Annotated in this window: 15 protein-coding genes; 13 read left to right on the forward strand and 2 right to left on the reverse strand. The window is 63.3% G+C overall.

Annotated elements, in window-relative coordinates; genetic code table 11:
- Window positions 1-41: 41 nt before the first annotated feature.
- The 8 genes from ACSSVY_RS04320 to ACSSVY_RS04355 all read left to right on the forward strand — a co-directional run bounded on the left by ACSSVY_RS04320 (window position 42) and on the right by ACSSVY_RS04355 (window position 5786).
- Window positions 42-377: a hypothetical protein gene (locus ACSSVY_RS04320; RefSeq protein ID WP_454268194.1), complete on the forward strand. Its 336-nt coding sequence runs from the start codon at window positions 42-44 to the stop codon at window positions 375-377.
- Window positions 374-787: a DUF6497 family protein gene (locus tag ACSSVY_RS04325; RefSeq protein WP_454268195.1), complete on the forward strand. Its 414-nt coding sequence runs from the start codon at window positions 374-376 to the stop codon at window positions 785-787. Before ACSSVY_RS04320 ends, ACSSVY_RS04325 begins: the two co-directional genes overlap by 4 nt.
- Before the next feature lie 223 nt (window positions 788-1010).
- Window positions 1011-1148: a hypothetical protein gene (locus tag ACSSVY_RS04330; protein WP_009819523.1), complete on the forward strand. Its 138-nt coding sequence runs from the start codon at window positions 1011-1013 to the stop codon at window positions 1146-1148.
- Between the two features lie 90 nt (window positions 1149-1238).
- Entirely contained in the window at window positions 1239-1583 is a 345-nt protein-coding gene (locus ACSSVY_RS04335) for a hypothetical protein (protein WP_454268196.1), read from the forward strand.
- A gap of 400 nt (window positions 1584-1983) precedes the next feature.
- On the forward strand, window positions 1984-2214 hold the full coding sequence (locus ACSSVY_RS04340; protein ID WP_454268197.1) for a hypothetical protein: 231 nt from the start codon (window positions 1984-1986) through the stop codon (window positions 2212-2214).
- 161 nt (window positions 2215-2375) lie between these two features.
- A complete protein-coding gene (locus tag ACSSVY_RS04345) occupies window positions 2376-4376 on the forward strand; it encodes an acetyl-CoA carboxylase biotin carboxylase subunit (RefSeq protein ID WP_454268198.1) in 2001 nt (666 codons plus the stop codon).
- A 4-nt stretch (window positions 4377-4380) separates the two neighbouring features.
- A complete protein-coding gene (locus tag ACSSVY_RS04350) occupies window positions 4381-5163 on the forward strand; it encodes a hypothetical protein (RefSeq protein WP_454268199.1) in 783 nt (260 codons plus the stop codon).
- Between the two features lie 5 nt (window positions 5164-5168).
- The gene (locus ACSSVY_RS04355) at window positions 5169-5786 is read left to right on the forward strand and encodes a hypothetical protein (RefSeq protein ID WP_454268200.1); all 618 of its coding nucleotides are present in this window, start codon (window positions 5169-5171) and stop codon (window positions 5784-5786) included.
- Between the two features lie 13 nt (window positions 5787-5799).
- Here the strand turns inward: ACSSVY_RS04355 and ACSSVY_RS04360 are convergent, their stop codons facing one another.
- A complete protein-coding gene (locus tag ACSSVY_RS04360; RefSeq protein WP_454268202.1) occupies window positions 5800-6246 on the reverse strand; it encodes a DUF4174 domain-containing protein in 447 nt (148 codons plus the stop codon).
- A 169-nt stretch (window positions 6247-6415) separates the two neighbouring features.
- Between ACSSVY_RS04360 and ACSSVY_RS04365 the strand changes: the two genes are divergently transcribed.
- Together ACSSVY_RS04365 and scpA are read left to right on the forward strand one after the other, a co-directional pair.
- Window positions 6416-7351, forward strand: coding sequence for a hypothetical protein (locus ACSSVY_RS04365; protein WP_454268203.1), 936 nt, complete (start codon window positions 6416-6418; stop codon window positions 7349-7351).
- A complete protein-coding gene (gene scpA / locus ACSSVY_RS04370; protein WP_454268204.1) occupies window positions 7323-9452 on the forward strand; it encodes a methylmalonyl-CoA mutase in 2130 nt (709 codons plus the stop codon). The genes ACSSVY_RS04365 and scpA overlap by 29 nt, the downstream gene beginning before the upstream one ends.
- A gap of 200 nt (window positions 9453-9652) precedes the next feature.
- Here scpA and ACSSVY_RS04375 read toward each other — a convergent pair whose 3' ends face one another.
- Window positions 9653-10849, reverse strand: a complete 1197-nt coding sequence (locus ACSSVY_RS04375) for an NAD(P)/FAD-dependent oxidoreductase (protein WP_454268231.1) — start codon at window positions 10847-10849, stop codon at window positions 9653-9655.
- A 126-nt stretch (window positions 10850-10975) separates the two neighbouring features.
- Here ACSSVY_RS04375 and ftsW point away from each other — a divergent pair, with 126 nt between their 5' ends.
- The 3 genes from ftsW to murC are packed head-to-tail and all read left to right on the forward strand — an operon-like array spanning window position 10976 to window position 14636.
- Window positions 10976-12139 (forward strand): putative lipid II flippase FtsW, encoded by a 1164-nt coding sequence (gene ftsW, locus ACSSVY_RS04380; RefSeq protein ID WP_045681976.1) that lies wholly within the window; start codon window positions 10976-10978, stop codon window positions 12137-12139.
- Window positions 12136-13242 carry a UDP-N-acetylglucosamine--N-acetylmuramyl-(pentapeptide) pyrophosphoryl-undecaprenol N-acetylglucosamine transferase gene (locus ACSSVY_RS04385; protein ID WP_454268205.1) on the forward strand — a complete coding sequence of 369 codons (1107 nt, stop codon included), beginning with the start codon at window positions 12136-12138 and terminating at the stop codon, window positions 13240-13242. Before ftsW ends, ACSSVY_RS04385 begins: the two co-directional genes overlap by 4 nt.
- The gene (gene murC, locus ACSSVY_RS04390) at window positions 13239-14636 is read left to right on the forward strand and encodes a UDP-N-acetylmuramate--L-alanine ligase (RefSeq protein ID WP_454268207.1); all 1398 of its coding nucleotides are present in this window, start codon (window positions 13239-13241) and stop codon (window positions 14634-14636) included. Before ACSSVY_RS04385 ends, murC begins: the two co-directional genes overlap by 4 nt.
- Window positions 14637-14640: the final 4 nt, after the last annotated feature.

A 14640-nucleotide genomic window follows, 5' to 3' on the forward strand; every position in this document is an offset into this window, starting at 1 on the left:
CCCGGAGTATTTGCAGAACCGTGATGCGCAAGTGAGGCAGGATGGGCAGGGACCGCTGGCATGTGATCGAGGAGGAGGGCGCTCTCATCGTGGCGCGGCGGGTGCCTGTGCGCTTTGATCTGGCGGTGGACACCCTCTTGCCTGGCACAATCGGGCGGCGGCGGTTGGCGCATCTGGTGCGACAGGATCTCTGGCGGGCGTTGCAATCGCTGCGCGGCTACGCCCCGGTGGTGCAGGTGACGCGCCGGGCGGACGCGATGCAGGTGCGGGCCGGAGGGGCTGTGGCGGGACGGTTCGATCGCGTCAAATGCGAGGCCCTGATTGCGGTTGTGTTGGAGGATGCGGACAATCGCGCGCGCTGGATGAGGCGCGCATGATGGGACGGGTGGGACGGGCTGTGGCGCTGAGCGCCGGGCTGGCTCTCGCCCAAGGGGCGGCAGCGCAGGAGGAGGCGCTGCCGCTACCCTCGGGTCTTGTGGCGCGGATACAGGAAGTGCTGACGGATCGACCCGGTGTGGGACTCACCTATCGGTTCCGGTTCGTGGCGGAAGGATTCGAGGGCGTGTCCGAGGACGAGTCGGAATTGGAAACGGTGCTGGCCGATCTGATCTGGCTGTGCGAGAGCTACGCGCTGCCGCGATTGGCAAATACTGGGCCAACGCCCGCTCAGGTTGTGATTTCGCTGGCGGACCGACCGTCGGAATTCGGGGTTTTCGACCCCACAGTCATTCAGGTCTTTGAGGCCTACAGGCCGCAGGACGGAGCCTGCATCTGGGAGATGTTCTAATGCAAACGCAAAATGTTGCACCGCGAAATCAAGACCTTGGAGCAACTGAGGCTTTGGAGACACAGGCGCACGGGATTGGTGAAGACAGATGTTCAAATCCAAAAAATTCCGATAAGCTGCATCGAGGTTGCACCCAAGCGACCTTTACCTCGCCCCTAAGGCGGGCAGGGACATGGTGTCCTTGCGCGTCTTTTCATGAAGATACGAGAGACAGGAGATATACATGTCGAAGAGCGTTAAGAGCATTCTCGCAATCGGCCTCGTTGCCTTTGTTGCAGCATGCGCCCAGCAGGCCGAAGAAGAGTTTGTTGTGGTCGAGCCGATCACCACAGAGCCCGTTTCGACCGGCAAGTACAAGTAAGCCCATTGGGCTAGGTACGGGACGGACCGGTTGGGCCGTCCCGTCCACCAAACTTTCCGCGCAACGCCCCAGTGATTCGGAGGGCGTAACATGCTGAAGCATCGCGGTTTTCCCGGTCGTTTGCCGGGCACGGATTTCCAATTCACGATTCGGCGCGCCAATCCCAAAGGGGCCACCCCTCTGCTTCCCCGTGAGCGGTTTCGCGACCGCAGGCCCGCCGACAAGCGGGCGGATGTCGGATTCTTGCGCGCCATATGGGAATGTTTTGGCTCAGAGCCCTTTGAGCGGGGCAATCTGGATGCCGGGAGGTTGAGCTGGTTATTGGGGCGCGAGGTGAAGCCTGCCGAGGAGCCCTTTGATCCCACGAGTTATGAGGCACTGTTGGTGCTTGATCTCGATGTGGCGCGGTCGTCCTTTCCCGAGGTGTTCGAGTGAGAATGGGCGGGGGTGACCCAGTTTTTGGCGGCGCTTTGGGCGGCATTTTGCCTATAGGTTGTGCAAACGGGCAAAGGTCTGCCGACGCGCGTGTCTGGCGCAGCTCGTGCTTGGCGCATCGGCGCGTTGCTGGCACAGTGAGGCAAGTGGCGGGAGTCCTTTCCCCAGAGGTCGCGACCTTGCGTCGGTCCCGCCGCCCTTCCCCTTGTGGGCGATCCCATGCGGGCGTGCATGGATCGCCCACATTTTCTATGTGCGCAGGTGATGGGCCATCACCTTTTGCGGGTGGGCGGGCATTCGCCGACGCGGGCGACCACCGGCGCAATCGCTTTGACGCGGCCCTGTCCGCAGCGTTTTATGCCCGCGATATCCTATGCATCACCAAAGGAGAACGCCACACATGCAGAATATCCGATTACACCCGATCCGACGGGGCCTTGCCCCCATTTTGGCCGTCCTTGCCCTTGGCACGCTTGTGGCCTGCGGTGACACGGTTCCCGAACAGGCGCTGTTGGGGGGCGGTGCCGGCGCTCTTACAGGGGCGGCTGTCGGGGGCAGCGTTCTTACAGGGGCTGCGGTCGGCGCTGCGGGCAATGTGGTCTATTGCCAAGCCTATCCTGGTCGGTGCTGACCCTCTGATCCACAAGGCGGATGCAGGCGATTTGCCTGCCCGCCGCAAGATTTCAAACCGAACCATCGGCGCGCCCTGCGCCGGTGGTTTTTTTGTTGTGCCAAGAGAGATCCGGCGCGCCGCCTGAGGGGCTGCCGCGTAACGTGAGGAAGGGACGGAAGATGTTCAAGAAGATATTGATCGCCAACCGGGGCGAGATTGCCTGTCGCGTCATCAAGACCGCGCGCAAGATGGGCATTGCCACGGTGGCGATCTATTCGGATGCGGATCGCAATGCGCTGCATGTGCGCATGGCCGATGAGGCGGTGCATATCGGACCGGCCCCTGCGTCCGAGAGCTATATCGTCATCGACAAGGTGATGGCAGCGGTCAAGGCCACCGGCGCCGAAGCGGTGCATCCCGGCTATGGGTTTCTGAGCGAGAATCCCAAGTTCGCACAGGCGCTGGAGGCGGCGGGTGTGGCCTTTGTCGGGCCTCCCGTAAAGGCGATTGAGGCGATGGGGGACAAGATCACCTCGAAGAAGATCGCGCAGGAGGCGGGCGTGAGCACTGTGCCCGGCTATATGGGCCTGATCGCCGATGCCGAAGAGGCGGTGACGATCTCGAACCAGATCGGGTATCCCGTGATGATCAAGGCCTCTGCCGGGGGCGGCGGCAAGGGGATGCGGATCGCCTGGACGGACGAGGAGGCGCGCGAGGGCTTTCAAAGCTCCAAGAACGAGGCGGCGAGTTCCTTTGGGGATGACCGGATTTTCATCGAGAAATTCGTCACGCAGCCGCGCCATATCGAGATTCAGGTGCTCTGCGATACCCACGGTAACGGCATCTATCTGGGCGAGCGGGAATGCAGCATTCAGCGCCGGAACCAAAAGGTCATCGAAGAGGCGCCAAGCCCGTTTCTGGATGAGGCGACACGCAAGGCGATGGGCGAGCAGGCCGTGGCGCTGGCGCAGGCGGTGGGCTATGCCAGTGCCGGCACGGTCGAATTCATCGTCGATGGCGACAAGAACTTCTTTTTCCTCGAAATGAACACGCGGTTGCAGGTGGAGCATCCGGTGACGGAGTTGATCACCGGTGTCGATCTGGTCGAGCAGATGATCCGGGTGGCCAATGGCGAGGCGTTGAGCATCCGCCAGGCGGATGTGAAGCTGAAGGGCTGGGCGATGGAGAGTCGGCTCTATGCCGAGGACCCCTATCGCGGGTTCCTGCCGTCCATCGGTCGCCTGAGCCGCTATCGCCCGCCCGAGGAGTTGGCGATTGACGGCGCGGTGGTGCGCAATGATACCGGCGTCTTCGAGGGCGGCGAGATCAGCATGTATTACGATCCGATGATCGCCAAGCTCTGCACCTGGGGGCATACCCGTGCCGAGGCAATTGAGGGGATGCGAGTGGCGCTAGACAGCTTTGAAGTTGAGGGGATTGGCCATAACCTGCCGTTCCTGAGCGCGGTGATGGATCACCCGCGCTTTGTCAGTGGTGACATCACCACGGCGTTCATTGCCGAGGAATATCCCGAAGGCTTTACCGGCGTGACCCTGCCGGAAGAGGCGCTGCGCGCGATTGCCGCGAGCACGGCGGCAATGCACCGGGTGGCGGAAATCCGGCGCACGCGGGTGTCGGGACGGATGGACAATCACGAACGCCATGTCGGCGAGGACTGGGTTGTGAGCCTTCAGGGCAAGAGCTTTGGCGTGGTGGTGGCCGCCGACCGTGAGGGGGCGACTGTCCGCTTTGAGGATGGCGATACGCTGCGGGTCACGAGCGACTGGACGCCGGGGGATCAATTGGCGCGGCTTGATGTGGATGGCCGGACGCTGGTGCTCAAGGTCGGCAAGATCAGCGGCGGGTTCCGTATCCGCACGCGGGGCGCTGATCTCAAGGTGCATGTGCGCACGCCCCGTCAGGCGGAATTGGCCGCGTTAATGCCCGAGAAACTGCCGCCTGATACATCAAAGCTGCTGCTCTGCCCGATGCCGGGGTTGATCGTGAAGGTCAATGTCGCGCCGGGCGACGAGGTGCAGGAGGGGCAGGCGCTCTGCACGGTGGAGGCGATGAAGATGGAAAACATCCTGCGCGCCGAACGCAAGGGCGTGGTGACTAAGGTCCATGCCGGACCGGGCGACAGTCTGGCGGTAGATGATGTGATCATGGAGTTCGAGTGAAGGGATGATCGAGCTTGCCCTGAATAACCTGCTGTTGCTGGGGGCTTGCGCCACCGGCATTTTGCTGGTCGCCTTCTTCGTGATGGAGGAGGCGCCGGTGGCGCGGCGGGTGTTCGGGCAATTCATGTTTGTGATTGCCTTGCCGCTGTTGGTGTTGGTGGTGGCGCCCTTGCTGCTTTTGGCGTCTTGGCTGGGTGTGAGCGTGCCGATCATGCAGGCCTTGATCGCGGGGCTGGTGATCGCGGGCGGCTGGCTTACGGGGGCAATCTTTAACGAGTTGGGCAAGGCCAAGGCCAAGGCCGAGCGGCTGCGCGATTTCCACAAGGCGATTTATGCCGAGATTGGCAATGCTCTGGCGGCGTTGTGGGACAGCGGCAGGGCGCAAGACTATGCAAGACAGACCATAGACCGGATGCAGCGTGAGCCGGATTACATCCCGTTCATTCCGCGAGAGCATCACGATCACATTTTCGATGCGATCACCACGCAGATTGATGTTCTGCCCCGGCAGACGATTGATGCAGTTGTGGCCTATTACAGTCTGGTCAAGGGAATCGCGAACCTTGCCGATGACATGCGGGGAGATCGGTTTCAAAGCCTGTCTCAGGACCGGCGCATTCTGCTGTATTCAGATTATCTGGAGATGCGGCGCCAAGCCTTTGATACTGGGCAATTCGCGCTCAAACTGATCAAGGCCTATGCCGCCGATGGGGCATCTGCGGCGGAGCGCCTGCTGATCAATAGCCGGGACGCGGACCTGTCCGCCCGGTCACAGGGATCGGAGTGAAGGGAATGTCAGGATCTTTTTCCATTGGTTCCGTGTCCTCGATTGAACCTGCGCAGGGCACCATGCTCTGCCCGTTGAATATAGGGTGGCTGGTCGGCTTTCGCAAGCGATGTGGCCGTGTCGGGCGCACGGGCCTTGGTTTTGGCTTGGCGGGACTGGTAGGGCTGTCCGCCTGTGCGCGGGACGCAGAGGTGGCGCAGCGGGGGCGGTTGGCGGCGTGGTTTGCCTTGGGCGAGACTGTGGAATTCACGGCGGCGATGCACTGTGCCGTGGGTCTCTACCGGGTGGCCGACGGGCGGATCAAGGCTGCGATGCCCGTGGCAGGCTCTGCGCCTGAGATGGCGCGAGTGCTGGGCGCGCGGGGGCGCGCGGCATGGGGCGCGCCGGGGCAGGCCCCCGATGCCGCGATGATCGCAATGGCCAATGTCGACAGACCCACCGGCATGGCCATGCGGCGGGTTGGACTTGAGGCGCGGGCCTGTATGGGCGAGGTGAGCGAGAGCGTGTTTCATCATCTGCTGGGCAAGCCAGGCGCGGTTCTGGCCTGGGAGGCGGAGACCGGCGCGCTGATGCTGATGGATCCCGGCACCGGGCTCTTGATCGTGGCGATGGGAGAGGGCTGATGGGGCGCGGTGATCAGCTGTCGCCGGGGCGCTCGCGCAGTTCCTGTTGGCGCATCGGCAGCTTGTCGATGGTGCGGATGATCTCGCGCACATGCCAAGGCGCGGGCTTGCGCAGATATATGACGCCATCCTTGCCGATGAGCACAAGGCCAAACCCGCGCGGGCGCAGTGTCTTGCGCAGATCCGAGCGGGCGTTGGGATCCGTATCGGTGATCACCACCACATCGAGCGAGGTCAGCACATCCAGTCGCTCGGTGATATACCCCATCTGTTCGACATATCGCGGATCGGCGGGGGTATCCGCAAAGATCACGAGCGGTCTTTTGAGCCAGAGGAAATCATTCAAATTGACCGCATCTGCCGTGAGGATCGAGGCGGATGCGGGGGCTGTACCGCTGTCCTGCGCAAAACTGGTAGTGGCAATAAATGCCGCTAAAACAAGGGATAAGATGGGTTTCATGGGCTCTCCTGCTGGCACAGATATAGGCCGGTTGGAGGCGTTTGCGAAGGGCGAATGCCGCAGCCGTGTGAATTTTTCAGGGTTAAGCGCATGGTCAGGAATTGGTCGCAGGATCGGAGGCAAGAGTTTCCGGCCGCGGATTGCGGCGATTCGAAAGGTCAGACCTGACATGGAGATCATCCTGCATCTGGGGGCGCATCGCACCGCCTCGACATCGTTTCAGCATTACATGCGGGCCAACACGGCGGCGCTGGCGGCACGAGGGCTGGGCTATTGGGGGCCGGAGGTGACGCGCGACGGGGTGCTCAGCGGGGTCATTCCGATAGCCGGAGCGATGAGCGCCACCGTGCAGCTGGACCGTGCACGTGGGCGCATCGCGCTGCGGCTGGCCGAGGCGCGGGCGCAGGGGCTGAACCGCGTGCTGGTGAGCGACGAGAACATGATCGGCGCGGCGCGGCGCAACCTGCGGCGTGGCCGGCTCTATCCGGGCATAGGCGACCGAATGGCGCGGTTTGCGCATGCATTCGATGGGCGCATCACCCGCGTGGCCCTGTCGGTGCGGGGACAAGACAGTTGGTGGGCCTCGGCATTGGCCTATGGCGTCGGGCGTGGTCATGGTGTGCCGGAGGTCGATGATCTGGACCGCTTGGTGACGGTCAATCGCCATTGGCGCGAGGTGATCGGCGATCTGGCCTGTGCGCTGCCCGGTGTCGATCTGGTGGTGCTGCCGCATGAGGCACATGCCGGGCGGCCCGAGGATCGCTTGCGCGCCATGACCGGGATCGAGGCGTTGCCGCGCAAGGCGTCACGGCTCTGGCTCAACCGCGCGCCCCATCTGGCGGCTTTGCGCCGCGCTGTGGCGGCGCGGGGTGGGGATGTGACGCAATTGCCCGAGGGCGAGGGGCGTTGGCAGCCCTTTGACCGGGATCAGAGATTGGCCCTGCAAGAGGCCTATGCCGACGATCTGTTCTGGCTCGGAGCCGGGGCGGAGGGTCTGGCGCGACTATGTGAGGAAACCGGACCGGATGAGGCGGGGAGACACCTGCCCTCTGGCCAGAATGCAAGAGGACATCAGAATGGCTTTGAAGAAAGACGATTGGCGTAAGCTGGCGGAGGCGGAACTCAAGGGACGGCCGCTCGAAGATCTGACCTGGAAGACGCTGGAGGGCATTCCCGTCGCGCCGCTCTACACCGCCGAGGATGTGGCGGAGCTGCCGCATATGGGGGGCATTCCGGGGGCAGCGCCGTTCACACGCGGGGTCAAGGCCACGATGTATGCCGGGCGTCCCTGGACGATCCGGCAATATGCCGGATTCTCCACGGCGGAGGAGTCGAACGCCTTTTACCGCCGCAATCTGGCGGCGGGGCAGCAGGGGGTGTCGGTTGCCTTTGATCTGGCCACGCACCGCGGCTATGACAGCGATCACCCGCGCGTCGAGGGTGATGTCGGCAAGGCGGGCGTGGCGATTGACAGCGTCGAGGATATGAAAATCCTCTTTGATGGCATCCCGCTCGATAAGGTCAGCGTCAGCATGACGATGAACGGTGCGGTGATCCCGGTTCTGGCCAGTTTCATTGTCGCGGGCGAGGAGCAGGGGCATGACAAGAGCCTGCTGTCGGGCACCATTCAGAATGACATTCTGAAGGAGTTCATGGTGCGCAACACCTATATCTATCCGCCAAAGCCGTCGATGCGGATCGTGTCGGATATCATTGCTTATACCGCCGAGCATATGCCGAAGTTCAACTCGATCTCGATCTCTGGCTATCACATGCAGGAGGCTGGCGCGAACCTTGTGCAGGAGCTTGCGTATACGCTGGCGGATGGGCGTGAATATGTGCGTGCCGCTATTGAGGCGGGCATGGATGTGGACAGTTTCGCGCCGCGTCTGTCGTTCTTCTTTGCCATCGGGATGAATTTCTTCATGGAGGCGGCCAAGTTGCGGGCGGCGCGGCTCTTGTGGCACCGTATCATGACCGAGTTCGCCGCGACGCGCGAAACCTCCAAGATGCTGCGCACCCATTGTCAGACCAGTGGTGTGAGTTTGCAGGAGCAGGACCCCTATAACAATGTCATTCGCACCGCCTATGAGGCGATGAGCGCGGTTCTGGGCGGCACGCAATCGCTGCATACCAATGCGCTGGATGAGGCGATTGCCCTGCCCACGGATTTCTCGGCGCGGATTGCGCGCAACACGCAGCTGATCCTGCAGGAGGAAACCGGGGTGACCAAGGTGGTCGATCCGCTGGCGGGGTCGTATTACGTCGAGAAGCTGACGCATGATCTGGCGGAGAAGGCCTGGGCACTGATCGAGGAGGTCGAGGAAATGGGCGGCATGACCCGCGCGGTCGAGAGCGGCATGCCCAAATTGCGGATCGAGGAGACGGCGGCGACCCGGCAGGCGATGATCGACCGGGGTGACGAGGTGATCGTCGGCGTGAACAAGTATCGCAAGGACAAGGAAGACCCGATCGACATTCTCGACATCGACAATGACAAGGTGCGGGGGTCTCAGATCGCGCGGTTGGAGCGTATTCGGGCGAGCCGGGATGAGGCCGCCTGTCAGGCTACATTGGACGAGTTGACGCGCCGTGCGCGCGAGGGCGGCAATCTGCTTGACGCGGCGGTGGATGCCGCGCGGGCGCGCGCCACTGTGGGAGAAATCAGCATGGCACTGGAAAAGGAATTCGGGCGGCACCGGGCCGAGGTCAAGACGCTGGCCGGGGTGTATGGCGCGGCCTATGAGGGCGACGCGGGCTTTGCCGCCATTCAGAAATCGGTGGAGGATTTCGCCGAGGTAGAGGGGCGGCGTCCGCGCATGCTGGTCGTCAAGATGGGGCAGGACGGGCATGACCGGGGCGCCAAGGTGATCGCCACGGCCTTTGCCGATATCGGGTTTGACGTCGATGTCGGCCCCTTGTTCCAAACTCCCGAGGAGGCGGCGCAGGATGCCATCGACAATGACGTGCATGTGGTTGGGATCAGTTCGCAAGCCGCCGGGCACAAGACGCTGGCTCCCAAGCTGATCGAGGCGCTGCGGGCGCGCGATGCGGGCGACATTATCGTGATCTGCGGCGGCGTCATTCCGCAGCAGGATTATGCGTTCCTGCAAAAGGCGGGGGTCAAGGCGATCTTTGGGCCGGGCACGAATATTCCCGAGGCGGCCAAGGACATTCTGCGGCTCATTCGCGAGGCGCGGGGATAGGATGTAAGGGGGGCGGTGGGGGCGTTTGCTGACGTTGACCCCAAGCGATGAGCCGCGTGGTGCCCGACCGCGGGTGGCCGCCGCGCGGCGACGCTACGCGCCTTAGTTCCGCGCATTGGGGATTGAGGCCAAGGTCAGCAAATGGCCGCAATACAGTCTTTGGTCTGTCGGCCTGACCGAGGCGGGCTGGGACCGAACGGCTAGGCGTCTGTCCCGCCTTGGGCAATCGCTGTGCCTGCGGCCCAGCCCGACGACCACGCCCATTGGAAATTGTAGCCGCCGAGCCAGCCGGTAACGTCCACGGCCTCGCCAATGGCATAGAGGCCGGGGAGATGCCGGGACTGGAGGGTCTTCGACGAGAGCCCGTCAGTGGCGATACCGCCAAGCGTGACTTCGGCGGTGCGGTAGCCTTCGGTGCCGGTGGGTTTGAGCGTCCAGCCGCGCAGCGCGTCGGTGATCGCAGCCAACCGTGCGTCGGAGTGATCGGCCAGATTGCCTGCGAGGCCAAGTGCGGGGGCGAGATACGCCACCAGTTTCGCGGGCAAGTGATGGCTGAGGTCGGTGGTAATGTTGCGACGACCTGCGGTCTGACGCTGCTGGCGGAGTGCGTCATAGAGCGTGGCGTTGGGGTCAAGATCAAGGGATATGGGATGACCCTCACGCCAGACGGACGAGATTTGCAGGATCGCGGGGCCAGAGAGGCCGCGATGGGTGAACAGCGCCGCCTCGTCAAAGCTGACCCCGTCGCAACTGGCGCGCACCGGCAGCGCGGTGCCCGAGAGCGCGGCAAAGGGCGCGTCGGAAAAGGTGAGCGGCACAAGGGCGGGGCGAGTGTCCGTCATCTGATGGCCGAATTGCCGTGCGATGTCATAGGCCATGCCGGTAGCGCCCATCTTGGGAATGGATTTGCCCCCCGTGGCGAGCACGAGGTTGCGGGCCGTGACGGTGACACGCCGCCCCTCGCGGTCGAGCGTGACGCAGAAATGGCGGCCGTCATGGGTGACATCCGACACTTGCGTCGAGAGCCAGAGATCGGCCCCGGCCTGGCGCAGTTCCTTGACCAGCATGGCAACGATCTGGGTCGCCTTGTCGTCACAAAAGAGCTGGCCCAGGGTCTTTTCGTGCCAGGCGATGTCGTGACGCGCGATGAGATCGAGAAAATCCCATTGGGTATAGCGCGACAGCGCCGACTTGCAGAAATGCGGGTTGGCCGAGATGAAATTCGCCGGTGTCGTGCCAAGGTTGGTGAAATTGCAGCGCCCACCGCCCGAGATGCGGATCTTTTCGCCCGGTGCGCGTGCATGGTCGATCACCAGCGTGCCCGGCCCGGCATGGGCGGCACACATCATGCCGGCGGCCCCGGCGCCGAGGATGAGAGTGGTGCAGGCGTGGCGCATGGGCATGCCTCTGACGCGAAATGCTGCCGATTGGCAAGGGGATAGTTCTGGCATTAAGGTGAAAATAACGCTAGGATATGTGTCAGACCCCGAAAAGGGGCGCAAGATGCATGAGGCGGCAGTCAGATGACAGAAATGGTCTACGGGGCAATGCCCCTGCGGGACGCAGAGCCCGTCCTTCCGAAATGGTGGCGCACGATCGACAAATGGTCGCTGACCTGTGTTCTGATCCTGTTCAGTATCGGGATGTTGCTGGGCCTTGCGGCCTCGCCGCCCTTGGCAGAGAAAAACGGGCTTGGTGCGTTTTATTACGTGCAGAGGCAGGCGTTGTTTGGCGGGATGGCGCTGGCGGTGATGGTGCTGGTGTCGATGATGCGGCCAGAGATGGTGCGACGTCTGGCGGTGTTGGGCTTCCTTGCTGCGTTTCTTGCCCTGATGGCGCTGCCGTTTCTCGGCACCGATTTCGGCAAGGGCGCGGTGCGGTGGTACAGTCTGGGCTTTGCCTCAGTTCAGCCGTCCGAGTTTCTCAAACCGGTGTTTGTGGTGGTGGCGGCCTGGATGATGGCCGCAAGCCAACAGGTGAACGGGCCGCCGGGGTTGAGTTGGTCGTTTCTTCTGACCATCGTGATCCTTGCCTTTCTGGCAATGCAGCCTGATTTCGGGCAGGCGGCGCTGGTGCTGTTTGGCTGGGGTGTGATGTATTTTGTGGCCGGTGCGCCGGTGACGCTGCTTTTGGGCATGGCAGGGGGCGTGGTGCTTGTCGGCACCTTTGCCTATTCCAATTCCGAGCATTTCGCGCGCCGGATCGACGGGTTTCTGAGCCCGGAGGTGGACCCGACAACGCAGCTTGGCTTTGCCACCAATGCGATCCGCGAGGGCGGGTTCTTTGGCGTCGGCGTGGGTGAGGGGCAGGTGAAATGGAGCCTGCCGGATGCGCATACGGATTTCATCATCGCGGTGGCGGCTGAGGAATACGGGCTGGTTCTGGTGCTCTGCATCATCGCTCTTTATGCCAGTGTCGTCGTGCGCTCGCTGATGCGGTTGATGCGGGAACGCGATCCGTTCATTCGGTTGGCGGGGACCGGGCTGGTGATCATGTTTGGGGCGCAAGCGATGATCAACATGGGTGTGGCGGTGCGCCTCCTGCCTGCGAAGGGCATGACGCTGCCGTTCGTGAGCTACGGTGGATCCTCTGTAGTGGCGGGGGGCATAGCCGTGGGCATGCTTCTTGCCTTTACCCGGACGCGGCCACAGGGCCAGATCGGGGATATTCTGCGGGGGCGGCGGTGAGCGCGCGGCAGCCCCTCTTGATCATCGCGGCGGGCGGCACGGGCGGGCATATGTTTCCCGCGCAGGCGCTGGCCGAGGTGATGCTGCGGCGGGGCTGGCGGGTGCGTCTGAGCACCGATGCGCGCGGGGCGCGCTATGTGGGCGGCTTTCCGCATTCCGTCGAGATCGAGCAGGTGGCCAGTGCGACCTTTGCGCGGGGCGGCATTCTCAACAAAGTGATGGTGCCGTTTCAGGTCGCGGGCGGCGTGGTGGGAGCCGGGCTGCGGATGATGCGCGACAAGCCGGATGTGGTGGTTGGCTTTGGCGGCTATCCGAGCATTCCGGCCTTGGTCGCGGCATGGGCGTTGCGGCGTCCGCGCATGGTCCATGAGCAGAACGGGGTTCTGGGCCGGGTCAATCGGATTTTCGCGAGGCGGGTCGATGTGGTGGCCTGCGGCACATGGCCGACAACGCTGCCGGAGGGCGCAGACGGCGTGCCGGTGGGCAATCCGGTGCGTGCAGCGGTGCTGGAGCGGGCGGGGGCGGGCTATATCGCGCCCGGAGATTATCCGATGTCGGTGCTGGTGATCGGCGGCTCTCAGGGGGCGCGTATCCTCAGTGATGTGGTGCCCGCCGCGATTGCCGCGCTGCCAGAGGCGATCCTGCGCAATGTCCGGGTGAGCCATCAGGCGCGCGAAGAGGATATGAACCGCGTGGCGCGGTTCTACGCCGGGGCCGGGATTGATGCGGATGTCCAGCCGTTTTTCCGCGATGTGCCGCGGCGCATGACTGAGGCGCAATTGGTCATCAGCCGGGCGGGAGCGTCGAGTATCGCCGATATTTCCATCATCGGGCGGCCCGCGATCCTGATCCCCTATGCCGCCGCGGCGGGGGACCATCAGGCCGCCAATGCGCGTGGGTTGGCGGCGGCTGGCGGGGCGATCGTGATCCCCGAGAGCCGGCTGACCGAGGCCGTGCTGAGCGATCAGATCTGCGCCGTGCTGAGCGATCCGAGGGGCGCGTCGATGATGGCACAGGCGGCGCTGAGCTGCGGGATGCCGGACGCGCCACAACATCTGGCCGATATGGTCGAAGACATTGCGAATAAAGGGCATAGCCGATGAATGCAGCCACCAAGCTACCGACCGATATCGGACCCATTCATTTTGTGGGGATCGGCGGTATCGGCATGTCGGGGATTGCCGAGGTGCTGATCAACCATGGCTACCGGGTGCAGGGGTCCGATCTGAAATCCACCCCCATCACCGAGCGGTTGGTGGGTATCGGCGCCACGGTATTCGAGGGGCAGCGGTCAGAGAATTTGAATGGGGCCGAAGTGGTGGTGATTTCCTCCGCGATCAAGCCGGGCAATCCCGAGCTGGATGAGGCACGCAAGCGTGGCTTGCCGGTCGTGCGCCGGGCCGAGATGCTGGCAGAGCTGATGCGGCTCAAGTCCAACATCGCCGTGGCGGGCACCCATGGCAAGACGACCACAACGACGCTGGTCGCGGAGCTGTTGGTCAAAGGCGGGATTGATCCTACGGTGATCAACGGTGGTGTGATTCATGCCTATGGCAGCAATGCGCGCATGGGGCAGGGCGAGTGGATGGTGGTGGAGGCCGACGAGAGCGATGGCACCTTTAACCGTCTGCCCGCGACCATTGCCATCGTCACCAATATCGACCCCGAGCATATGGAGCATTGGGGCGATTTCGAGCGGTTGCGGCAGGGTTTTTACGACTTTGTCAGCAATATCCCATTTTACGGTCTGGCTGTCTGTTGCACCGATCATCCCGAAGTTCAGGCGCTGGTGGGACGGATCACCGATCGCCGCGTCATGACCTATGGGTTCAACGCGCAGGCCGATGTGCGCGCGGTCAATCTGACCTATGAGAAGGGTGTCGCGCATTTTGACATCGCGCTGCAGGCCGAGGGGCGGGTGATCGAGGGCTGCACCCTGCCGATGCCCGGCGATCACAATGTCAGCAATGCGCTGAGTGCCGTGGCGGTGGCGCGGCATCTGGGCATGAAGGCTGATGAAATCCGCGCGGCTTTGGCCAGTTTCGGCGGCGTCAATCGGCGGTTTACCCGCGTAGGCGAGGTGGACGGTGTCACCATTATCGACGATTACGGTCATCATCCGGTGGAGATTGCCGCCGTGCTGCGCGCGGCACGGCAGGCGACGACCGGCCGGGTGATCGCGGTGCATCAGCCGCATCGCTATACGCGCTTGGCGAGCCTGTTTGACGATTTCTGCGGCTGCTTCAACGAGGCGGATGTGGTGGCAATTGCCGAGGTCTACGCTGCGGGTGAAGAACCGATTCCGGGGGCGAGCCGGGATGATCTTGTGGCGGGGCTCATCCGGCACGGTCATCGACACGCCCGCGCGATCCGTGACGAAGACGATCTGGAGCGGCTGGTGCGCGAGCAGGCCGGACCGGGGGACATGGTTGTCTGTCTGGGCGCGGGCACGATCAGTGCCTGGGCCAACGGGCTACCTGCGCGTCTCAAGGGATAGAGAC

It is taken from the genome of Roseovarius sp. MBR-51, assembly GCF_053628575.1.